The 22,378-nt window shown below is 64.8% G+C and carries 21 protein-coding genes; 16 read left to right on the top strand and 5 right to left on the bottom strand.

Features of this window, described 5'->3' with window-relative positions; genetic code table 11:
* Nucleotides 1-1,338, bottom strand: coding sequence for an MFS transporter (locus tag AC5Y49_RS03735; RefSeq protein WP_499884652.1), 1,338 nt, complete (start codon nucleotides 1,336-1,338; stop codon nucleotides 1-3).
* Nucleotides 1,339-1,542: 204 nt separating this feature from the next.
* Here AC5Y49_RS03735 and AC5Y49_RS03730 point away from each other — a divergent pair, with 204 nt between their 5' ends.
* The 5 genes from AC5Y49_RS03730 (at nucleotide 1,543) to AC5Y49_RS03710 (ending at nucleotide 10,089) form a co-directional block, all read left to right on the top strand.
* The gene (locus tag AC5Y49_RS03730; RefSeq protein ID WP_499884412.1) at nucleotides 1,543-2,307 is read left to right on the top strand and encodes an LppX_LprAFG lipoprotein; all 765 of its coding nucleotides are present in this window, start codon (nucleotides 1,543-1,545) and stop codon (nucleotides 2,305-2,307) included.
* A gap of 192 nt (nucleotides 2,308-2,499) precedes the next feature.
* A complete protein-coding gene (gene ssb / locus AC5Y49_RS03725; protein ID WP_499884411.1) occupies nucleotides 2,500-2,928 on the top strand; it encodes a single-stranded DNA-binding protein in 429 nt (142 codons plus the stop codon).
* A 72-nt stretch (nucleotides 2,929-3,000) separates the two neighbouring features.
* Nucleotides 3,001-4,677 (top strand): energy-dependent translational throttle protein EttA, encoded by a 1,677-nt coding sequence (ettA, locus tag AC5Y49_RS03720; RefSeq protein WP_499884410.1) that lies wholly within the window; start codon nucleotides 3,001-3,003, stop codon nucleotides 4,675-4,677.
* A 49-nt stretch (nucleotides 4,678-4,726) separates the two neighbouring features.
* Nucleotides 4,727-9,679 (top strand): NAD-glutamate dehydrogenase, encoded by a 4,953-nt coding sequence (locus AC5Y49_RS03715; protein WP_499884409.1) that lies wholly within the window; start codon nucleotides 4,727-4,729, stop codon nucleotides 9,677-9,679.
* Nucleotides 9,676-10,089, top strand: a complete 414-nt coding sequence (locus AC5Y49_RS03710) for an acyl-CoA thioesterase (RefSeq protein ID WP_499884408.1) — start codon at nucleotides 9,676-9,678, stop codon at nucleotides 10,087-10,089. The genes AC5Y49_RS03715 and AC5Y49_RS03710 overlap by 4 nt, the downstream gene beginning before the upstream one ends.
* Here the strand turns inward: AC5Y49_RS03710 and AC5Y49_RS03705 are convergent, their stop codons facing one another.
* Nucleotides 10,090-11,661, bottom strand: coding sequence for a glycoside hydrolase family 13 protein (locus AC5Y49_RS03705; RefSeq protein ID WP_499884407.1), 1,572 nt, complete (start codon nucleotides 11,659-11,661; stop codon nucleotides 10,090-10,092).
* Nucleotides 11,661-12,059, bottom strand: coding sequence for a globin (locus tag AC5Y49_RS03700; RefSeq protein WP_499884406.1), 399 nt, complete (start codon nucleotides 12,057-12,059; stop codon nucleotides 11,661-11,663). The genes AC5Y49_RS03705 and AC5Y49_RS03700 overlap by 1 nt, the downstream gene beginning before the upstream one ends.
* Before the next feature lie 144 nt (nucleotides 12,060-12,203).
* Between AC5Y49_RS03700 and AC5Y49_RS03695 the strand changes: the two genes are divergently transcribed.
* Nucleotides 12,204-12,851 (top strand): HNH endonuclease, encoded by a 648-nt coding sequence (locus AC5Y49_RS03695; protein WP_499884405.1) that lies wholly within the window; start codon nucleotides 12,204-12,206, stop codon nucleotides 12,849-12,851.
* A gap of 19 nt (nucleotides 12,852-12,870) precedes the next feature.
* Here the strand turns inward: AC5Y49_RS03695 and AC5Y49_RS03690 are convergent, their stop codons facing one another.
* Nucleotides 12,871-13,791, bottom strand: a complete 921-nt coding sequence (locus AC5Y49_RS03690) for a carbon-nitrogen hydrolase family protein (protein ID WP_499884404.1) — start codon at nucleotides 13,789-13,791, stop codon at nucleotides 12,871-12,873.
* 103 nt (nucleotides 13,792-13,894) lie between these two features.
* Here AC5Y49_RS03690 and AC5Y49_RS03685 point away from each other — a divergent pair, with 103 nt between their 5' ends.
* The 8 genes from AC5Y49_RS03685 to AC5Y49_RS03650 all read left to right on the top strand — a co-directional run bounded on the left by AC5Y49_RS03685 (nucleotide 13,895) and on the right by AC5Y49_RS03650 (nucleotide 18,521).
* Complete coding sequence (locus tag AC5Y49_RS03685) at nucleotides 13,895-14,422, top strand: helix-turn-helix domain-containing protein (RefSeq protein ID WP_499884403.1); 528 nt, start codon at nucleotides 13,895-13,897, stop codon at nucleotides 14,420-14,422.
* Nucleotides 14,423-14,480: 58 nt separating this feature from the next.
* A complete protein-coding gene (gene ctaJ, locus AC5Y49_RS03680) occupies nucleotides 14,481-14,705 on the top strand; it encodes an aa3-type cytochrome oxidase subunit CtaJ (protein WP_499884651.1) in 225 nt (74 codons plus the stop codon).
* Complete coding sequence (locus AC5Y49_RS03675) at nucleotides 14,692-15,159, top strand: DUF5130 domain-containing protein (protein ID WP_499884402.1); 468 nt, start codon at nucleotides 14,692-14,694, stop codon at nucleotides 15,157-15,159. The genes ctaJ and AC5Y49_RS03675 overlap by 14 nt, the downstream gene beginning before the upstream one ends.
* A gap of 106 nt (nucleotides 15,160-15,265) precedes the next feature.
* Nucleotides 15,266-15,946: a type VII secretion target gene (locus AC5Y49_RS03670; protein ID WP_499884401.1), complete on the top strand. Its 681-nt coding sequence runs from the start codon at nucleotides 15,266-15,268 to the stop codon at nucleotides 15,944-15,946.
* A gap of 44 nt (nucleotides 15,947-15,990) precedes the next feature.
* Nucleotides 15,991-16,305: a hypothetical protein gene (locus AC5Y49_RS03665; RefSeq protein ID WP_499884400.1), complete on the top strand. Its 315-nt coding sequence runs from the start codon at nucleotides 15,991-15,993 to the stop codon at nucleotides 16,303-16,305.
* A gap of 9 nt (nucleotides 16,306-16,314) precedes the next feature.
* Nucleotides 16,315-16,560 carry a hypothetical protein gene (locus AC5Y49_RS03660; RefSeq protein ID WP_499884399.1) on the top strand — a complete coding sequence of 82 codons (246 nt, stop codon included), beginning with the start codon at nucleotides 16,315-16,317 and terminating at the stop codon, nucleotides 16,558-16,560.
* Nucleotides 16,529-16,741 (top strand): hypothetical protein, encoded by a 213-nt coding sequence (locus tag AC5Y49_RS03655; protein WP_499884398.1) that lies wholly within the window; start codon nucleotides 16,529-16,531, stop codon nucleotides 16,739-16,741. The genes AC5Y49_RS03660 and AC5Y49_RS03655 overlap by 32 nt, the downstream gene beginning before the upstream one ends.
* A 157-nt stretch (nucleotides 16,742-16,898) precedes the next feature.
* Nucleotides 16,899-18,521, top strand: a complete 1,623-nt coding sequence (locus AC5Y49_RS03650; RefSeq protein WP_499884397.1) for an alpha/beta hydrolase — start codon at nucleotides 16,899-16,901, stop codon at nucleotides 18,519-18,521.
* Nucleotides 18,522-18,541: 20 nt separating this feature from the next.
* Here AC5Y49_RS03650 and pepN read toward each other — a convergent pair whose 3' ends face one another.
* Nucleotides 18,542-21,106: an aminopeptidase N gene (gene pepN, locus AC5Y49_RS03645; protein ID WP_499884396.1), complete on the bottom strand. Its 2,565-nt coding sequence runs from the start codon at nucleotides 21,104-21,106 to the stop codon at nucleotides 18,542-18,544.
* Nucleotides 21,107-21,267: 161 nt separating this feature from the next.
* Here pepN and AC5Y49_RS03640 point away from each other — a divergent pair, with 161 nt between their 5' ends.
* Together AC5Y49_RS03640 and AC5Y49_RS03635 are read left to right on the top strand one after the other, a co-directional pair.
* Complete coding sequence (locus AC5Y49_RS03640; RefSeq protein ID WP_499884395.1) at nucleotides 21,268-21,879, top strand: Rv2466c family mycothiol-dependent reductase; 612 nt, start codon at nucleotides 21,268-21,270, stop codon at nucleotides 21,877-21,879.
* A gap of 13 nt (nucleotides 21,880-21,892) precedes the next feature.
* The gene (locus AC5Y49_RS03635; protein WP_499884394.1) at nucleotides 21,893-22,375 is read left to right on the top strand and encodes a ribose-5-phosphate isomerase; all 483 of its coding nucleotides are present in this window, start codon (nucleotides 21,893-21,895) and stop codon (nucleotides 22,373-22,375) included.
* The last annotated feature ends 3 nt before the right edge of the window (nucleotides 22,376-22,378 follow it).

Raw genomic sequence — 22,378 nt, 5'->3', positions numbered from 1 at the left:
CTACTCCCGCAGCCCTGCCTCGACGATGGCGTGCGCCTCCTGCTCAGTCTCGACCGACGGTCCGGAACCGGGTAGGCGCTTACCGGCCACCTCCGGGGTAAACCACACCGCGACCACGCCCACCACACCGGCGGCCATCAGGATGTAGGCCGGCACCATCACTCTGCCGGTGCCGGATACCAGGGCCTCGGCGATCAGCGGGGTGGTACCGCCGAACGCCGATACCGAGATGTTGAACCCGATGGCCACCGCGAAGTTACGCACATTGGTGGGAAAGAGCGCCGGCAGCGTCGACGGCGTGACGCTGCTGAAGCACAGCAGCATCATCCCGATGAGCATCACCCCGATAAGCCTTTCCGCGTAGCCCGTGCCATGGCGGATCAGCAGGAATGCCGGGATCGAGGCCACGATGAGCAGGCCACACCCGGTCCACAAGATCGGTTTGCGGCCGATGCGGTCGGATAGCTTCGCGACGGACACCACCGCCACCAGCATCATGACCAGCACCGCCACGATCATCAACAGTCCACTGCTGCCGCTGATGCGGCCCACTTGCTTGAAGTACGTAGGCAAATACCCAGTGAGCATGTAGTTGGTGACATTCTCCGCCAGCACCAACCCCATGACGATCAGCAGCGCCTTCCGATGCTGCACGACCGTCTGCTCGAATTGCTGCCAGCCGCCCTTGCCGGTTTCGCTCTCGCTCTCGCTCATCTGCTCGTAGGCCGGCGATTCCTCGATCCGCAACCGCATGAACAGCGCGACCAGGGCCAACGGGACGCCCAGCAGATATGGGACGCGCCAGCCCCAACTCGCCATCTCGGCGATGGGCAGCTGCGTCTGCAAGCCCGTCACCACTGCCGCTCCCACCACATACCCGCTCAGCGTGCCCAGCGGCAGAAACCCGGCCAGCGTGCCGCGGCTGCGGTCCGGGGCGTGTTCGCTGACGTAGGTCATCGCGCCGACATACTCGCCGCCGGTAGAGAAGCCCTGCAGGACTCGGGTGACGATGAGCAGGACCGGCGCCCAAATGCCGATGTTCTCGTAGCCGGGGAGCAAACCGGTCACCGTGGTGCCTACCGCCATCAGCGTGACCGTCATGACCAGAACCTTTTTGCGGCCAATCCGGTCACCGAGCGAACCGAAGACAACCCCGCCGAACGGCCGCACTGCGAACGCGGCGGCCAGGGTGCCGAAGGTGGCGATCAGACCAACGGCGCTGGAGCTGTCGGTGGGGTAGAACACCCGCGCGATCGTGGTGGCCAGGAAGCCGTAGATGCCGAAGTCGTACCACTCCATGAAGTTGCCGATCGCGGTGCCGGCAATCGATCGACGCATGGCTGCCGGATCAGAAACCCGGATCTCGTCGCGTGCCCACTTCCGGTGGTGAGTGTGTTCATCGCTGTCTCGTCGGCTTGTGGTAGCCACCGCAAGACGGTATATCACACGCCTGGCTCACCCAATTCCTCGACATTCCAGGTGAATACCGCACCGACCAACGCGGCCGGCGTGGCGGGAGCGGTGCCCCCTACGATGTCTGGCATGTCCAGGCTTCTAGCCGTACCGGCCGTTGCAAGCGTCCTTGTTGCCCTTGTCGCCGGCTGCGCTCCCGCGTCCCCGCCGCCGCCGTCGTCGTCAACGTCGTCGGCGCCGTTGTCGTCATCAGCGTCATCGTCGACTTCGCCGTCGAAGCAGGCCGACGAGCCGCTGCCGGACCCGGCGGCATTGCTCAAGGAGTCCAGCACGACGACCAAGGACCTCAAGAGCGTGCACGTGGTGCAATCTGTGGCCGGCAAAATTGCGGAAATGCCGGTCAAGAGGTTGGAGGGCGACCTGTCCAGGGAACCCGGTCCCGCGGCCAAGGGCACCGCCAAGATCATGATCATGGCCGCCGAAGTCGAGATCGCATTTGTCGAATTCGACGGCCGCCTGTATGTGGCGCTGCCCGGTGAGGGCTTCAAAGATTACGGGCCTACGTCCAACGTCTATGACGTTGCGGCGATGCTGAACCCGGACACTGGGCTGGCCAACATGATGTCGGACTTCATCGATCCCAAAGTCGAAGGCCGGGAAACCGTCGGCGGCCAGCAGACAATTCGGGTTTCCGGCAAGGTCACCGCGGACGCGGTGAACAAGATCGTGCCGCTGGACACCACCAAGCGGATGTCGACCACCGTCTGGATCCAGGAAAGCGGAGACCACCAACTCGTGCAGGCCATGTTCGGGCCGAGCAAGGACGACTACATCGAGATGTTTTTCTCGAACTGGAACGTACCGGTCATTGTCGACAGGCCTGCGCTGGCGTGATCGCCGACTAACGGTCGGCGCTTTCGCCGCTGCGCCGCTGCTAGCGGAGCCTTATCCCCAGACAGCAGTTTCTCCACCGCTGCCACCAATTGCGGAGTCTGAGCCGGCCGGAGTGTCGCGCCGCCGGTGCTCAATGTGAGCACACGGGCGGATCACACCGAAGCGACCGCCGCAGCCAGGAAGGGATGAGCAATGTTCGAAACGCCGCTGACCGTAGTCGGAAACATCGTCAATGACCTACAACGCCGCCAGGTCGGCGACCAAGAGGTGATCAAGTTCCGCGTCGCGAGCAACTCGCGCCGACGTGGCCCCGACGGCACCTGGGAGCCCGGCAATTCGCTATTCGTCACCGTCAACTGCTGGGGTCGGCTGGTCACCGGCGTGGGGGCGTCGCTACGCAAGGGCTCGGCAGTAATCGTGGCGGGCCACGTGCACACCAGCGAATACGAGGACAAAGACGGCATCCGACGGTCGTCGCTGGAGATGCGCGCCACCGCCGTCGGCCCCGATCTGTCACGCTGCATCGCGCGGGTGGAGAAGACGGTTGCCGCAGAAACCGACGCGTCATCGCAGCCTGAGGCCGCTGCGGAAGTCGAGACCGGGCTGCCGCTATCGGCCTAAACAGCCCCGCCGCAGCGTTGCCTAGGATGGGCCACGAGCACTTTCGGAAGACCAGAGAGGTAACACTGCTGCATGGCTGAGTTCATCTACACGATGAAAAAGGTCCGCAAGGCGCACGGCGACAAAGTCATCCTCGACGACGTCACACTGAGCTTTCTGCCCGGCGCCAAGATCGGTGTCGTGGGCCCCAACGGGGCCGGCAAGTCGAGCGTCTTGCGGATCATGGCCGGCCTGGACAAGCCCAACAACGGGGACGCTTTCCTGGCCACCGGCGCCACCGTCGGCATCCTGCAACAGGAGCCGCCGCTGAACGAGGAGAAAACCGTTCGCGGCAATGTCGAAGAAGGTCTCGGCGAACTGAAAGTCAAGCTCGACCGGTTCAACGAGGTCGCCGAGCTGATGGCCACCGACTACACCGACGAGCTGATGGAGGAGATGGGCCGGCTGCAAGAAGAGCTCGACCACGCCGGCGCCTGGGACATCGACTCCCAGCTCGAGCAGGCCATGGACGCACTGCGCTGCCCGCCGCCCGACGAGCCGGTCACCCACCTGTCCGGCGGCGAGCGGCGTCGGGTCGCGTTGTGCAAGCTGCTGCTGTCCAAACCCGACCTGCTGCTGCTCGACGAGCCGACTAACCACCTCGACGCGGAAAGCGTGCAATGGCTCGAGCAGCACCTGGCCAGCTACCCGGGGGCGATCCTGGCGGTCACCCACGACCGCTACTTCCTCGACAACGTCGCCGAATGGATCCTCGAACTCGACCGGGGCCGCGCGTACCCGTATGAGGGCAACTACTCCACCTATTTGGAGAAGAAGGCCGAGCGGCTGGCGGTGCAGGGCCGCAAGGACGCCAAGCTGCAAAAGCGCCTGCAAGACGAGCTGGCCTGGGTGCGTTCCGGCGCCAAGGCACGGCAAGCCAAGAGCAAGGCTCGATTGCAGCGCTATGAGGAGATGGCCGCCGAGGCGGAAAAGACCCGCAAGCTCGACTTCGAGGAGATCCAGATCCCGCCCGGCCCGCGGTTGGGAAACGTGGTGGTCGAGGTCGAACACCTGGACAAGGGCTTCGAAGGCCGCCCGCTGATCAAGGATCTGTCGTTCACGCTGCCCCGCAACGGCATCGTCGGCGTCATCGGACCCAACGGGGTCGGCAAGACCACGCTGTTCAAGACCATCGTCGGCCTCGAACCACCCGACAGCGGCACCGTCAAGGTCGGCGAAACCGTCAAGATCAGCTACGTCGATCAGACCCGCGCCGGGATCGACCCCAAAAAGACCGTGTGGGAGGTCGTCTCCGATGGCCTCGACCACATCCAGGTCGGGCAAAGCGAGATCCCGTCGCGCGCCTACGTCTCCGCCTTCGGTTTCAAGGGACCCGACCAGCAGAAGCCGGCCGGGGTGCTGTCCGGTGGCGAACGCAACCGACTCAACTTGGCGCTGACGCTCAAAGAAGGCGGCAACCTGATCCTGCTCGACGAGCCCACCAACGACCTCGACGTGGAGACGTTGAGCTCGTTGGAGAACGCGTTGGAGAAATTCCCCGGCTGCGCGGTGGTGATCTCACACGACCGCTGGTTTTTGGACCGCACCTGTACGCACATCCTGGCGTGGGAGGGCGACGCCGACAACGAGGCCAAGTGGTTCTGGTTCGAAGGCAACTTCGGTGCGTATGAAGAAAACAAGGTCGAACGACTCGGCGTCGAGGCCGCCCGTCCGCACAGAGTGACCCACCGCAGGCTCACTCGCGACTAGTGTCGGCGGCAGCAGCGCTGGTAGGCGTGCTGAGTCAGGAGCCGTCGGCATGACGATTGACCCAGGGGGAAGACCGGAACATCCGGGCCCCGGCAATCGGGGCTATCCCCACCCCGGGTCTCCGGCACGTCCTGCACCGTCGTCAAAGCACGACTTCCAGCTGCCGGCCGGCTGGATCGAATTCGCCGGGGCTGACGACATTCCGTACTGGATTCCGAAGGCTTACACCGCTACCTATCGCGGCCCGCACGGCGACGCGCCCGACACCGACCGGCAGTTCGCTGATACCGCTGTTATCAACCGCGCCGCTGCCGGGGCGGTGACACCGGCGATGCTGAGCGCCCATTTCCGCCTGGCGCAGCACCGCCGCCCCGGCGACACCCGGGTGGCGGTTTATCCGGCCGACGACAGTGCGGGCATCGGCCCCGCGATGCAAGTTGTCACCGAGTACGGCGCCATGCTGATGGACTCCGTCGCGGTCCTGCTGCACCGGCTGGGGGTGGCTTATGTCGGCATCATGAATCCGGTATTCGCGGTGCGCCGCAATCCCTCCGGTGATCTGGTGAGCGTCGGACCGAACAGCGCCGGTGCCGCGCCGGGCGATGGCCACCAGATCATTGAGATGTGGATCCACGTGCAGCTCTCACCGTCGGCACACCGCAAAGCGCTCGCCGAGGCCGAACGACTGCTGCCCAACGTGATGGCCGACGTCCGCCAGGTCGCAGCCGATTCCACCGCGATGACCGCGACCCTCAACGGACTGGCCGACAACGTCGAAAACGACCGGGACGGACGCTTTTCGGACCCGGACCGACGTGATGTCGCCGCCCTGTTGCGCTGGCTGGCTGACGGACACTTCATCCTGCTGGGCTACCAACGTGGCCCGGTGCTCGACGGGCAGGTGTCGGTCGACGAATCAGCGCGACTGGGCGTGCTGAGGCTGCGCAAGGCGTCGCGGCCCCGGCTGACCGAAGACAACAAGCTGCTGGTGCTCGCCCAGGCGACCGTTCCCAGTTATGTGCGTTTCGGCGCCTACCCCTACATCGTCGTCATCCGAGAAAACGGCGGCAACCGCGTCGTCGAGCATCGGTTCGTCGGACTCTTCACCGTCGCCGCCATGAATGCCAACGTCCTGGAGATTCCGTTGATCGCCGGGCAGGTGCAAGAGGCACTCGCGTTGTCCGAACGCGACCCCAGCCACCCGGGGCAGCTGCTGCTCGACATCATCCAGACGGTGCCGCGTTCAGAGTTGTTCGCGCTCAGCGCCCAACGGCTGCTGACGATGGCGAAGGCCGTCGTGGATCTCGGGTCGCGGCGACGAGCACTGCTGTTCCTGCGCGCCGATCGGCTCGGACAACTCGTGTCGTGTCTGGTTTATCTGCCGCGCGACCGCTACACCACTGCCGTCCGGCTGGAAATGCAGGACATCCTGGTCCGTGAATTCGGTGGCAGCAGCCTGGAATACACCGCCAGGGTCAGCGAGGCGCCTTGGGCGCTGGTGCATTTCGTCGTCCGGCTGCCGGAAGCATCTGCTTCGTCGGGTGTCGACACCTCCGAGGCCAACCGCGTACGCATCCAGGGCCTGCTGACTGAGGCCACCCGCACATGGGGCGACCGATTGCTCGGTGCTGTGCAAAGCGGCTCCATCGCGCAACGCGAGGCCGAACACTACGCGGCGGCTTTCCCGGAGGCATACAAACAGGCCGTCGCTCCCGCCGACGCCATCAAGGACATCGCGGTCATCGAATCGTTGAGCGACGATTCAGTCAAACTCGTGTTCTCCGATCATGACGACGGCGACGGGATCGCGCTGCTGACGTGGTATTTGGGCGGCAGGACAGCGTCTCTGAGCCGACTGCTGCCGATGCTGCAATCGATGGGCGTGGTGGTGCTCGAGGAGCGACCGTTCACCGTCGCCCGTTCCGACGGATTGAAGGTGTGGATCTATCAATTCAAGATCTCGCCGCATCCCACCATCTCTCTGGCGTCAGAAGGCCCTGAACGCGAAGCCGCCGCACAGCGATTCGCCGACGCGGTGACCGCGATCTGGCAGGGACGCGTCGAGATCGACCGATTCAACGAACTGGTGCTGCGCGCCGACCTCACCTGGCCGCAAGTCGTAGTGCTACGCAGCTACGCAAAGTATCTGCGGCAGGCGGGTTTCCCCTACAGCCAGCCACATATCGAATCGGTGCTCACCGAAAACCCGGACACCGCAGGGGCGCTGGTCGCACTATTTGAGGCGTTGTTCGATCCGGACCCGTCCAGTTCGCCGAAGAGCCGGGATGCCCAATCCGCGGCCGCGACCGTCGCCGCGAACATCGACGCGCTGCAGAGCCTCGACACCGACCGCGTTCTGCGAGCGTTCGCCTCGCTGATTCAGGCAACGTTACGGACCAACTATTTCGTGACACAGCAGGACTCGGCTCGAAGCCGAAACGTACTCGCGCTCAAGCTCGACGCCCAACTGATCGACGAGTTGCCGCTGCCTCGACCGAAGTTCGAGATTTTCGTCTACTCGCCGCGCGTCGAAGGCGTGCACCTTCGATTCGGTTACGTGGCACGCGGTGGGCTGCGCTGGTCGGACCGTCGAGACGACTTCCGAACCGAAATCCTGGGCCTGGTCAAGGCGCAGGCGGTGAAGAACGCCGTCATCGTCCCCGTCGGCGCCAAGGGTGGATTCGTCGTCAAGCGGCCGCCGCTGCCGACCGGTGACCCCACCGCACACCGCGACGCCAGCCGCGAGGAGGGCGTGGCCTGCTACAAACTATTCATCTCGGGCCTGCTCGAGATCACCGACAACGTCGACCACACCACCGGTGAGGTCAGCGCCCCACCCGAGGTGGTGCGTCGCGACGGCGACGACGCCTACCTGGTGGTGGCCGCCGACAAAGGCACCGCCGCGTTCTCCGACATCGCCAACGACCTCGCCAAGTCGTACGGGTTCTGGCTGGGCGACGCGTTCGCCTCCGGCGGTTCGGTGGGATACGACCACAAGGCCATGGGCATCACTGCCCGTGGCGCGTGGGAGGCTGTCAAGCGCCATTTCCGGGAGATGGGCGTCGACACTCAAAGCGAAGACTTCACGGTCGTGGGGATCGGCGATATGAGCGGCGACGTGTTCGGCAACGGCATGCTGCTGTCCAAACACATCCGGTTGGTCGCCGCCTTCGACCACCGGCACATCTTCCTCGACCCCGATCCGGACGCCGCAGCTTCCTGGGAGGAACGCCGGCGGCTGTTCGAGCAGCCTCGCTCCAGCTGGGACGACTACGACACGTCGCTGATCAGCGAAGGCGGCGGGGTCCACAGCCGCGAACACAAAACCATCCCGATCAGCGATCAGGTCCGCGCCGCGCTGGGAATCGAGGACGACGTCAGCGAGATGGCACCGCCCAATCTGGTGCGCGCGATCCTCAAAGCGCCGGTGGACCTGCTCTACAACGGCGGTATCGGCACCTACATCAAGGCCGAAACCGAATCCGACTCCGACGTCGGCGACCGGGCCAACGATTTGGTACGAGTCAACGCGAATCAGCTGCGCGCCAAGGTCGTTGCCGAGGGCGGAAACCTCGGCGTCACCTCCCTTGGCCGGGTCGAGTTCGACCTGTGCGGCGGCCGGATCAACACCGACGCGATGGACAACTCAGCCGGTGTGGACTGCTCCGACCACGAGGTCAACATCAAGATCCTGGTCGACGCCGCGGTCACCGCCGGCAAGGTCAAGCCCGAGGAACGTACCGAGCTACTGGAGTCGATGACCGACGAAGTCGCCGACTTGGTGCTCGCCGACAACATCGACCAGAACGACCTGATGGGCACCAGCCGAGCCAACGCCGCCAGCTTGCTGCCGGTCCATGCCGACCAGATCAAATACCTTGTGGCAGAACGCGGCCTGAACCGCGAGCTCGAAGCTCTGCCGACGGAGAAGGAGATCCAGCGGCGGGCCGAGGCCGGGCTAGGGCTCACCTCACCGGAACTGGCCACGCTGATGGCACACGTCAAGCTCGTGCTCAAAGACGAGTTGCTGGGCACCGACCTACCCGATCAGGAAGTGTTCGCTTCCCGGTTGCCGCAGTACTTTCCGGCGGTGCTGCGGGAGCGGTTGGGTGCCGAGATCCGCTCCCATCAGCTCCGCCGCGAGATCGTAACCACCATGCTGATCAACGATTTGATCGACACCAGCGGCATCACCTATGCCTACCGCATCACCGAAGACGTCGGCGTGAGTCCGGTCGACGCGGTCCGCACCTATGTGGCGACCGATGCGATTTTCGGGGTGGGGGAGTTGTGGCGCCAGATCCGCGCGGCCGGCTTGTCCGTCCCACTGTCGGACCGCATGACATTGGACACCCGCCGGCTGATCGACCGGTCCGGACGTTGGCTGCTCAACTACCGGCCACAGCCGCTGGCAGTCGGCGCCGAGATCAACCGGTTCGCCAAGACAGTACGGGCGTTGGCGCCACGGATCTCGGAGTGGGTGCGCGGTGACGACAAAGCCATCGTCGAGAAGGAAGCCGCCGAATTCATCTCCCAGGGCGTCCCGGACGAGTTGGCCTACAGCGTGGCCACAGGCTTGTACCGTTACAGCCTGCTCGACATCATCGACATCGCGGACATCGACGACCGGGATGCCGCGGAGGTCGCCGACACCTACTTCGCGCTGATGGACCGCCTCGGTACCGACGGGCTGCTGACCGCGGTCTCTGAGCTGCCCCGGATAGACCGCTGGCATTCGTTGGCGCGCTTGGCTATTCGCGATGACATCTACGCCTCTTTGCGCGCTTTGTGTTTCGACGTGCTGGCTGTCGGCGAGCCTGACGAGAGTGCCGAAGAGAAGATCGGCGAATGGGAACACACCAGCGCGTCGCGAGTCGAGCGGGCACGTCGCACGCTCACCGAGATCTATGAAAGCGGTGACAAGGACCTGGCTACGCTGTCGGTGGCAGCACGTCAGATTCGGCGCATGACGCGCACTAGCGGACGGGGATCATCGGGGTGACCAATGGCTTTGTCGCACCTGTGCCGGTGCGGTGGTCGGACATCGACATGTACCAGCACATCAACCACGCCACCATGGTCACCATTCTCGAAGAGGCCCGCGTGCCGTTTCTGCGGGAACCCTTCGGTGCCGATATCACCACCATTGGCCTGCTGATCGCCGACGTGCGGGTCACCTACAAAGATCAGCTCCGACTGGCGGATTCGCCGCTGCAGGTGACCATGTGGGTGAAGCGGCTGAGAGCGGTGGACTTCACGGTTGGCTATGAGGTGCGCTCGGTCAACGCCGATCCGGCCGCCAAACCCGCGGTGGTGGCCGAAACACAGCTCGCCGCAGTCCACATCGACGAGCAGCGGCTGGTGCGGCTCACGCCGCACCATCGGGAGTACCTGCAGCGGTGGCAGCGGTAGCTACACCAGCCAGGCTGCGGCGTTCGAGGGCAACTCACCGTCTGCGACGGGTGCGCTCGCGAACAGCATTTCACCCTCGGGCAGCCGTAGCGGCCGCTTTCCGGCGTTGAGCACGCATACCAAATCGCCGCGGGTGAACATCACGGCGCCGCGCGGCGCGGTCAGCCAGTCGATCCGGGTGCCTTTGAACTCTGCTCGGCGGCTGCGGAGTTCGAGCGCGCGCCGGAAGAATGTCAGCATCGAGCCGGTATCGGCACGTTGCTTCTCGGCGGTCAGTGCCGCCCAGTCCGGTGGGATCGGCAGCCACGTGTCGGCGGCGGTCGAGAACCCGAATGGCGGTGTGTCAGCCTCCCACGGCATCGGAACGCGGCACCCGTCGCGGCCACGCTCGGTGTGCCCCGAGCGTTCCCACGTCGGGTCCTGCAGCACGTCATCGGGCAACTCCACGTTCGGTAGTCCGAGCTCTTCCCCGTTGTAGATGAACACCGCACCGGGCAGCGCGAGCATGACCATCGCCATCGCGCGCGCCCGGGCCAGCCCGACCGCGCCGCCGCCGTAACGGGTGACTTCCCGTTCGACGTCGTGGTTCGACAGTGTCCAAGTCGGAGTGGCATTTTCGATCGCCGCCGCAGCCAGCGAATTCTCGATCGCGTCGCGGACATCGGTGGCGTCGAAATGCGCCTGCACCAACCTGAAATTGAAGCCCAGGTGCAATTCGTCGGGGCGCAAATACTCTGCCCACCGGGCGTTGTCGTGGACCCACACCTCCCCGATGGTCACCGCACCGGGATAGTCGTCGATGACGGTGCGGATGTCGCGATGAATCGCATGCACTCCCACGTGGTTGAACCGGGGGTCGTCATCCTTATTGCGCAACATCCGGCTGCGGTCGACGGCCGCCATGTCCGGCAGACCGGGCGGCTTGGCCATCCCGTGCGCGACGTCGATGCGGAAGCCGTCCACCCCGCGCTCCAACCAGAACCGCAGCGTCTTCTCGAAATCGTCGAAGATCTCCGGGTTGTCCCAATTCAAGTCCGGCTGCTCGGCATCGAACAGATGCAGATACCACTGGCCCGGATTGCCGTCGGGCTCGCTGACCCGCGTCCAGGCCGGACCGCCGAACACCGACTCCCAGTTGTTCGGCGGCTCCAGCCCGCCGGGGCCGCGGCCGTCGCGGAAGATGTAGCGTTCGCGCGCGTCGGTGCCCGGGCCGGCGGCCAGCGCGGCTTGGAACCACGGGTGCGCCGAGCTGGTGTGGTTGGGCACCAGATCCATCGTGATCTTGATGTTGCGGTCGTGCGCCGCCGCGATCAGCCGCTCGAGGGCGGCCAGACCGCCGAACAACGGGTCGACGTCACGCGGATCGGCGACGTCATAGCCGTGGTCGGCCATCGGCGACACGGTGACCGGATTGATCCAGATCGCGTCGATGCCCAGCTGGGCGAGGTAGTCGAGTCGGGTGGTCACCCCGTCGAGGTCGCCGACGCCGTCGCCGTCGCTGTCGGCGAACGAACGCGGATAGACCTGGTAAAACACGGCATCGCGCCACCACGGCGCACTATGACGACCCATCAGAACGCGGAGTTGACCAGTGAGTGCGCGGCCATCTGCAGGTAGTCCAGCAGCTCCTGGCGATGCTGGTCGTCCAAGGTCTGCGAGTCGATGGATGCGATCGCAGTGTGCATACACCGCAACCAGGCATCGCGTTCGATCGGCGTGATCCGGAACGGCACGTGGCGCATCCGCAGCCGCGGGTGGCCGCGCCGTTCGGAGTAGGTCCGGGGACCGCCCCAGTACTGCTCGAGGAACATCCGCAACCGCTCCTCGGCCCCGTCCAAGTCATCCTCGGGATAAAGCGGGCGCAGAATTTCGTCCTCGGCGACCAGCTCGTAGAAACGCGCGACGATGGCGTGGAAAGTCTCGGCGCCGCCGACGGCGTCATAGAACGACGGTTGTTGTAGCGGTTCCATCTCCTCCATTGTGGGGCATGACGCCGGTGGGCCACCGCCCGCGGTAGCCAGCGCACCGGTTGTTCACCGGATCGACCAGCGCAGACCCGCCAATTTGGCGTGCGGTCGATCGGGAATCATGGTGGACTGTTCGGCGGAGGACGTATGGCGCAGCATAAGAGACGCCGCGGCCACCGCAGTTCCGGTGTCGCGGCAGGGCTAACCGGCCCCGCAACCGGGTCATGCCTGCACAGCGTCGACAGTCCTCCGCCCACCGCGCGTGACGCTGGATCCATCTGGAATCGCCGGCGGGTGCTGCTGCTGAACTCCACCTACGAGCCGCTGACCGCACTGCCGATGCGACGGGCGATCATCATGCTGATCTGCGGCAAGGCCGACGTGGTGCACGACGATCCGGCCGGCCCGGTGATCCACTCGGCGACCCGGTCGATCGCGGTGCCGTCGGTGATCCGGCTGCGATCCTATGTGCGGGTGCCCTACCGGGCCCGGGTCCCGATGACCCGCGCGGCGCTGATGCACCGCGACCGCTTCTGCTGCGCCTACTGCGGGTCCAAGGCTGACACCGTCGACCACGTGGTGCCCCGCAGCCGCGGCGGAGACCATTCCTGGGAGAACTGCGTGGCGTGCTGCTCGACGTGCAACCACCGCAAGGGGGATCGGCTGCTGGCCGAGCTGGGCTGGTCGCTGCGGTTGGCGCCGGCATCGCCGAAGGGCCAGCACTGGCGGTTGCTGTCGACCGTCAAAGAACTCGACCCGGCCTGGGCGCGGTATCTGGGTGAGGGAGCCGCGTAGCAGTCAGGCGAAGCTCGCCTCACTTGGCTGCGACGTGACGCCGATACCAACGCCGCCCATGCCAGCGCTGGTAATGCCAGGTGGCAGCGGACAACCAGCCGCGTTGATGCAGCCAAAAGCCGGCCGGTGGTTCCAGGGTGGCGCTCTCGCGGCCGAGGGTGATTTCGCCGAGAACCACCCCTTCTCCTTCGTCGGCGCGACGTTCGGCGACGACGGCGCCGCTTGCTGTGGCGATCAGCGTTGAGCCTTCGAAATAACCGCGGTATTGCACCGGCAGCCACGGCATCGGACAGGTCAGCGAGCCGGCGTGGGCGGCATGGATGACCGGCGCGCCCACATACTGCGAAAACGACGCCGCCGCGCGACGGGCGGTGGCGGCGTTGTCCTTCTCGAGTCGGGCGAACATCGAGCGGGGTGTCCAGGGCGGAACCGACCACCACCCCGAGCCCGTCATCACCAGATCTACCCGGCCGCGTAGGCGTCGAACGGTTTGGGTGCGCATCAATTCCCAGCACACCGCCGCCCCAACGGCGTGCTCCCCGGTGTTCAGGACGCCGTCGTCGTCGCCGCCCACATAGAACGCGTTCTCCCACATGGTGGGCAGGTCTTTGTTGTGACGTCCAACGACGCCGCCGGCATCAGCAAGCAGGTAGGCGTTACGGACATGGCCGTCAGGGTCGCGGCACAAAAACGAGCCTCCGACTAACGCCCCATGGCGAGCGGCCAGCGTGGTCAATAGTTCGGTGGCCGCACCGTCTGGCGGCAGAGCGGCTGCGGCAAGCGACTTTTCGAACCCAATTCCGGTCGTGAAGAATTCCGGAAGCGCGATGACGGTGGCGCCTGCATGGCCCGCTTCGTCGGCAAGCCGTTCGCAGGCGGCCAGATTGGCCGAGATATCGCCGAGTACCGCCTCTAACTGCACGGCAGCTGCAAGGACCATGCACCAGACGCTAACACAGCGTCAACGATAAGACACAAGGTGTCCTATCGTTGAGCGTGTAAACTCCTCCTGTCGGAAGCCCGCTCGTGATGACGGAGGTGCGATGAGTGCTCTGCTGCGCTCAGTGCGTCTGCAGCGCGGGATGACGCTCGAGCAACTCGCCGAAGCGACCGGACTGACCAAGAGCTACCTCTCGAAGATCGAACGTCAGCGTTCGACCCCGTCGATCGCGGTGGCGTTAGAGGTGGCCCGCGCGCTTGAAGTCGATGTAGCGCAGCTGTTCTCCAAGAATTCAGCGGATACGACGCTGTCGATCGACCGCGCCGAGGGGCGCTCGGTTGACCGGTATCACGCGGTGGCGGTCGGCATGCTGGGAAAAGCCATGTCTCCCTTCATTGTTCATCCCACCCGTGAGTTCGGCGAGCATCCGCACCCCGTGCACGCTGGGCAAGAGTTGGTGTTCGTTCATTCCGGTACCGTCGAAATGCGCTGCGGAGATCAGACCGTCACCTTGGAAGCGGGCGACTGCGCATATTTCGACTCGTCACTTCCTCATCAGCTGCGCCGGATCGGACGCATCCGCAGCGAAGCCATCGTCGTCACATGCACCGACCACAGTCGCATTAGGTAACAACCGAGGCCCTTTCACTGCCAAGCAGCGGTGGGATACGGTTTGCGTCGTGAGCCTGATGGAGATCCACCTCTATTTCCTCGGAATCCCGTTGTTGCTGGTGATCGTGTTGGTGACGCTGATCTGGTCCCACAAGGGGGCCCACCCGGCGACCTACAAGTTATCCGAGCCATGGACCCACTCGCCGATCCTGTGGGCCGCCACCGACGAGGCTGTCGGTGATGGTCACCATGGTCACGGCTCCGAGTTGACCGTGGGAGGTGGCGCCAGTGGCAAGTGGTGAGATTGCGACCGTCGAACCCGCCGGGTTGCCCAGCGGCTCGGTGATCACCGTCAGTGGACGGATCTCCGGGGTCACCGAGCCCGGCGATGTGTCCGTGCACTACCCATTCCCGATCAAAGACCTCGCCACGCTCGACGACGCGCTGACCTACGGGTCGCGCGACTCCAATGCGCGGTTCGCGGTGTATATCGGCGACCTCGGCGACGACACCGCCGCTCGGGCCCGCGAAATCCTCGCCGATGTGCCGACACCCGACAATGCCGTGCTGGTGGCGGTCTCGCCTGACCAGCGTGCGATCGAGGTCGTTTACGGCTCGCAGCTGCGAGGCCGGGGAGCCGAATCGGCCGCGCCGCTGGGTGTTGCTGCGGCTGCGGCGGCGTTCAAGGACGGCGATCTGCTCGACGGGCTGATCAGTGCGGTCCGGGTGCTGAGTTCGGGTATCTCTTCGGCTTAGTTTTCCGTCGGTCGGACAGGTGCGAAATTACCGGTCTGACCCTCGTCTGCACGCCCTTAGACTTATGCGCAGCGTAGGTGGGTGCAATCGCTGAGACGAGGGACACGTGACCCAAGAGAATCTGTTCATGGAGACCGACGGGTTGCGGGGGTTTGCTCAGACCCATGCAGACGTCGTGTCGGGTTTGCTCGGTTCGACCGCCCAGGCGACCGGTGTTGAGTTGACGCATGGACCGATCGCCTCAGCGGTGCATGCAGCCTTGGGCGGTGCGCTCGGTGCGCGGCAGGGCTCGATTCAAGGGGCAGTCAACGTCGGGAGGCACCTTTCGGAGTCTCTGCAGGCCGCAGCGCACGCCTACGACCAAGCCGACCAGGGCTCGGCGACCCGGCTGGGGGCGGCCGGGGAAGCGACCGGCGGTCCGGGCGGGCCGGTACAGGGCGCACCTGGTGGAGGCAAGGGTTCTGGAGCCGGCGCCAGCCAAATGCTGGGGCAGCTAGGTCAGATGGGAGGCCAGCTGGCTCAGGCGTTGGCGGGCCTGTTCCAGGGTGGACCCCAGGCACTGGGGCAGCTGGCTCAACCGCTGCTGCAAGGGGTTCAGCAATCCGTTCAACAAGCCGGCCAAATGGCGCAGCAACACGGCGAGCACGCCGCAGGCGATGTCGAAATGGTGTCGGAGAACCGTGATGAAGCAGCGCCCGGCGAAAACACTCCGGCCGGTAGGGCGCCGACCGAACACGTGACGTTGGCGAGTGAGACCTCGCCGAAAACCGGTGCCACGCCGCTTTAACGGCGCATTGGCACTCGCCGCCTAACGGTTGGGGAGAGGACCCCATGGTCGTGGGCAAGGAGTCTTACCGGTTCCGATGGGTCAGCGAGAGCTTCAATCCGGATGCTACGGGCCATGTTCAGTGGGTCCAACAAAATGACGGAAAGTGGTATCGGGGTGAGTGGATTGACTACCAGTTTGAGCAGAACCACCTGTCGCTCATTGGCGATCCGGGTCGCACACCTCCGCCGATTGGCTTAAACGAATGGAAACCGGTGAGTATCCAGGACATCTATAACATCCACAATTCCAACCCCAAGATCACGATTCACATACCAGACCTTTGTGGTGAAGAGTTCACGATCCCGCCTCGGCCCTGAGGAAAATCGATGACATCGAGTTGGTTGCGGCGACGCTGGTTGTGGGTATTGACCGCCGCAATCCTGGTGGCCGGTGGCGGTGCGGCGACCGTTTGGATTACCTACGACGGCGCGACTCCGTTGGAAAAGGACTGTGCGGCTGTGGAAGACCTTGGCCGCCAGTCGAACGAGTTGACGACGTGGATGAACACCGGGCTCGACGACGGCACGTTAGCTGACCCAGGTGATCGTAGAGAGGGAATCGACGCTCAGTGACAAGCTGCGTGCCGCGGCGGGTTCAGTGAAGACACTGGAGATGAAGAAGCCGTTGACCACGTGGGCGGACGCCATGGGGCTCAACGCGCAACTGCAACGCGAGGCCAACAAGATGTCCGCAGAAGAGTATCCGCCCCGGGAGGATTGCCAACGTCCACAAATACAACACCATGACGGATAACGCGCTCGACGCGCTTAACCAGCAATGCCCGGGGCTAAAGCAGGTGGCGCGCGGCTCGTGATTGATATCAGCACCTGACCGCAAATTTCCGGCAAAGGCCTGGGGTGCGGGCTTTTAGACTTACGAGGGGGACTGGTCGCGGGACAAGGGAGATTGGGTGGGAGCGCTTGCCATCTTTATGTCGACCTGGTCTGACGCCCGCTCCACGTTAGGAAACGGTGCTCCACAAGAGGGCGCAGCATTCGACTGCGGCACTCAATTACGTTGGGCGCAAAGTGGTGTGGAGTCAGCGGCACCGGCGATGCGGTGGACTGGTACGGCGGCCGACGCGTACGCCGAAGCCAATAGCATGCAGGGGCGCGTGCTGGGCCAACTGGCCGTACTGGATCAGCGGCTTGGCGCCGAGGTCGATCGCTCGGCTGCCGTGGTGTCTGCCGGACGACAGATTCTGGATGGTGTCAAGCAGTGGGTGCTCGACGCGGCGGCATCGGTGCCGCGCGGCGCAGATCACGAGCAGGCGCTGATGCCAATCACCCGCAAGGGAATTCGCGACGTGGCCGAGGTGATCAGGCAAGTCGACAGCGACCTTAACCTGATTGGCGCACGTATTCGCACGATCGGTCGCGAGTACCAGGTGCTGGGTGTGAAGGACGGGACGGCGACGGTCGACGATTCGCTGTCCAGGCCGCTGCCGGAGGATCCAAAGCAGTTCCATGACTTTTGGGTGAAGCTGAGCCCCGAACAGCAAGACCGGCTTTACCGCCGAGATCACAGCATCGGCAACCATCCCGGAATGCCGTTCGTCGATAAAGACAGATACAACCGACAACACCTCGATGAGCTGACCAGGACCACACAAGCCGACGTCAAACGGATGCAACACCGTGTCGACGAAGTGGCGCGCCGAATGTACATGGGTGATCGCAGCGGCGCCGCTATCGGCGAATTCACTGCTCTGGCGCCCCAACTCCTGGCGGCACGCCATCGCCTTGAGGGGTACCACGCCGTGCAAAGCGCTTTGGGCAATGATGGGCCCAAACGCTATCTGGGACTAATCGATGATCAGGGCCACGCCGCTGTCTCGATCGGCGAACCCGACCACGCCAAACGCAACGCCACTTTCGTGCCCGGCACCGGCGAAGACCTGCCCCGGTTGCGATACAGCGACGAGAGGTCGCTTGCGATGTACGACGCCGCCTTGCACGCCGACCCCAGTTTGCAGCCCGGCGATGTGGCGGTCACGACATGGATGGGTTATGACCGGCCGATGGATGTGACGCACGCGGCGTCCGCACATTCCGCCCTTGCGGGTGCGGAAGCGTTGGATGCGTTTGAGAGTGGGATGCGGGCATCGCATGCCGGCCCGCCATCGATCGACACGGTGATCGGGCACAGCTATGGCTCGACTCTGGTGGGTGCGGCGGCCTCGGGCGGGCACCACCTCAACGCGGACAACGTGATTGCAGTGGGCAGCCCCGGTGTACTGGTCGACCGTGCCGCCGATTTCAACCTGGCTCCCGGCGCCCAGGTGTACGCCACCCGAGCAGTCAACGACATCATCGAACTGGGCCGCGCTGCCACCGAGTGGACGCTGGGGGCTGACCCGACAGCGCCGGAGTTCGGCGCCACCGTGCTGGACGCCGACCCCGGACCCGCCGGAGGCCGCGGGATTCCCGGCGTTGCCGCCCACAGCAGTTACTGGTCTTCTGGCAAGAAGGCGTTGGACAACTTCGGTGCCGTCATCGCCGGCGTCCCGCCGCCCCATCTGGTGCGGCAGTGACAGCGGTGTCCCGCCACACGTCAATTCACGCCAGCAGCGTCGAACGCGCGGGCCTTCAGCGCCCGCTTCACTCCGGCCTGCCCCTCCAACACCAGCCTTCGCAACGCCGGCGGCAGCTCCGGGTCGGCCAGAAACTCATCGGCGGCAGCGACGCCGCCCTCGCTGATGTCCCAGGACGGATACAGGCCCACCACAACGGTTTGCGCGACCTCGCTGGACCGGCGCTCCCAAACCCCGCGTATCGCAGCGAAATAGCGCGCCGTGAACGGCTGGAGCAACTCGGCCTGTCCGGGGGAGACGAGGCCGGCGATGATCGAACGCCCGGTGATGTTGGGCAGCGTGTCGTCCTCGGTAACTTCGGTCCACGCCTTTTGCTTGACCGGCAACTGCGGACGCGCCGCCGCCGCTTGCGCACCGTGCCGCTTGCCGGCGGCGGTGGGATCGCGCTGCACCTCGGCATCGATGACATCCGTATTGATGGCACCGGATCTGGCCAGGGCGGTGACCACTCGCCAGCGCAGATCGGTATCCACGGCCAGCCCCGCCAACCCCACCTCGGCGGGATCGCCGGCGAGCAGCGCCGACAGCACCTCGATATGACGCTCGGACAGCACTGATGAACACATCGCATTGACATACGCCAGTTGATGATCCGAGCCGGCTTCGGCACCGCGGCTCAACTCCAGTAGCCGATCGGCGAACGCCGGCCAGCCGTCTGCGCGCGCCCACTCTGGTTCGGCATACGACCCCAACGCGGCCTGCGCCTGCAGCAATAGCCGCTGTGCCACACCAACTTCGGTTTCGGCGACAACGCCACGGCAAACCAGGGCCACGAAGTCGCGGGCCCGCAGTTCGGCTTCGCGGGTCATCTCCCAGGCTGCCGACCACACCAAGGTACGCGGCAGGGGCTCGGCGATATCGGCGATTCGCTGCAATGCGGTGTCCAATGACGAAGGATCCAATCGCAGCGAGCAGTAGGTCAGGTCGTCGTCGTTGACCAGAATCAACTGCCCGCGTGATACACCGACCAACGCAGGGACGTCCGTACTCGGGCCGTCGACGTCCAGCTCTTCGCGATGCACCCGCACCAACCGGCCCGATCCGTCGTCGTCGTAAATACCGACTGCGAGGCGATGCACTCGCGTCTCACCGGCACCCGGCGCGGCACCGCTTTGGGTTACCGCGAACCGGGTGAACCGACCGTCGTCGACGTCGAAATCGGCGCGCAGCGTGTTGAGCCCAGTGGTCTTGAGCCACTGTCGGCCCCAGTCGGACAAGTCTCGTCCCGACGACTTCTCCAGCGCACCAAGTAGATCGGCAAACGTGGCATTGTCAAACGCGTGCTCGCGAAAGTAGTCCCGCAGACCGGCCAGGAAATGCTCCAGCCCGACGTAAGCCACGAGCTGTTTGAGCACAGACGCGCCCTTGGCGTACGTAATGCCATCGAAGTTGACCTCGACCGCGGCCAGGTCGGGAATGTCGGCGGCCACCGGGTGCGTCGAGGGCAGCTGATCTTGCCGATAGGCCCACGATTTCTCGGCATTGGCGAACGTGGTCCACGCCTCGCTGAATTCGGTTGCCTCGCTTTGACATAGCACCGAGGCGAAGGTGGCGAACGACTCGTTGAGCCACAGGTCGTCCCACCATCGCATGGTGACCAAGTCGCCGAACCACATGTGCGCCATCTCGTGCAGCACCGTTTCGGCGCGCCGCTCATAGGAGGCGCGGGTGACCTTGCTGCGGAAGACATAGTCCTCCAAGAAGGTCACGGCGCCCGCGTTCTCCATCGCGCCGGCGTTGAACTCCGGCACGAACAACTGGTCGTACTTGCCGAATGCATATGGGGTGCCGAAGTGCTTGTGGTAGAAACCGAATCCCTGCTTGGTCTGAGTGAAGAGCCGCTCGGCGTCCATGAACTCAGCCAGCGTCGCCCGACAGAAGATCCCCAATGGAATCTCGCCGTGCTCGTCGACGTAGGTGTCGTCCCACCGGGCGTACGGTCCGGCGATCAGAGCCACCAGGTAAGTACTCATCCGCGGCGTGGTGACAAACGTGTGCACACCGTTGTCGACGGCAACGGTGGCACCGTTGGACACCACTTGCCAATGGCTCGGTGCGGTGACCGTGATATCGAAGGCGGCTTTGAGGTCGGGCTGATCAAAGCAGGCGAACATCCGCTTGGCGTCCGCGGTTTCGAACTGCGAGTACAGGTACACCTGCTCGTCGACCGGGTCGACGAAGCGGTGCAGACCTTCACCGGTATTGGAATACCGGCACGAGGCGTCCACCACGACGACGTTGTGCTCGGCCAGCCCCTTCAGCGGGATGCCGGTCGATTCGTCATAACCGGACACGTCGAGGTCGCGGCCGTTGACGGTGGCGCTGTGAATCGTGTCGGCGGCGATGTCGATGACGGTGTCGGCGCCGGCGAGCGCCCCGAAGTCCACGGTTGTCGTCGATCGGAAGGTGTGTTCACCGGGCGCGCCGTTGCCATCGGTCAGGTCCAAGCTGATGCGGTACCGGTCGACGGTGATGAGCGCTGCACGTTCGACGGCTTGGTCGCGGGTGAGATTGGGAAGAACCACGTGTCCCAACTTAGCCGGGCGGCAGCAGTTGAAAACCGTCCAGCATGGTTGCCGCGTCGGTCACGCTGCATATCCTTGCTCGGAGCCGGTATCGGGGAACACGCGTCGCGCTGCCTCGGTTGTGCTGGGCGGCTACCGCATCATCAATGAGAGGACCTTCCATGCCCGAGAAGTCAGTTGCCGATTTCTGGTTCGACCCGCTATGCCCGTGGGCATGGATCACCTCGCGCTGGATCCTGGAAGTCGAGAAGGTCCGCGACATCGAGGTCAACTTTCATGTGATGAGCCTGGCCGTGCTCAACGAGAACCGCGAAGACCTGCCCGAGAACTACAAAGAGCGGATGGCAAAGGCGTTCGGCCCGGTCCGGGTGGCGATCGCCGCCGAGCAGGCCCACGGTGCCGACGTGCTCGGGCCGCTGTATACCGCGATGGGCACCCGCATTCACAACGAGGACAACAAAGAGCTCGACGACGTGATCAAGCAGTCACTGGCTGAGGTGGGGTTGCCGGCCGAGTTGTCCGACGCCGCCACCAGCGACGCCAACGATGAGGCGCTGCGCAAGAGCCACCACGCGGGCATGGACCCCGTCGGCGAGGACGTCGGAACCCCAACCATTCATGTCAACGGTGTGGCGTTCTTCGGTCCCGTGCTGTCGAAGATTCCGCGCGATGAGGAGGCCGGCAAGCTGTGGGACGCCTCGGTGACGTTCGCGTCCTACCCGCACTTCTGGGAGCTCAAGCGAACCCGCACCGAACGACCCGAATTCGACTGACACAATGACCGGCATGCGCGTCTACCTGGGTGCCGACCACGCCGGCTACGAACTCAAGCTGCAGATCACCGAGCATCTGAAGAAGTCCGGACACGAGCCGATCGACTGCGGCGCGTTCAGCTACGACGCCGAGGATGACTACCCGGCGTTTTGCATCGCCGCGGCCGTGGCCACGGTCGCCGACCCCGGCAGCCTGGGCATCGTGCTGGGCGGATCGGGCAACGGTGAGCAGATCGCGGCCAACAAGGTCCCCGGAGCGCGGTGCGCGCTGGCGTGGAGCGTCGAGACCGCGACGCTGGCCCGCGAACACAACAACGCACAGTTGATCGGTATCGGCGGCCGCATGCACACCGTTCCGGAGGCGCTGGCCATCGTCGACGCCTTCGTGAACACACCGTGGTCGGAAGCCGAACGCCACCAACGGCGTATCGACATCCTCGCCGAGTACGAACGCACCCGTCAGGCACCGCCGGTGCCCGGTGCCCCAACCGGGTAACCC

The sequence above is a fragment of the Mycobacterium sp. NGS62 genome (assembly GCF_059812285.1).
Note: the sequence above shows the minus strand (reverse complement) of the source record. Positions and strands in the feature narration are given on the sequence as shown.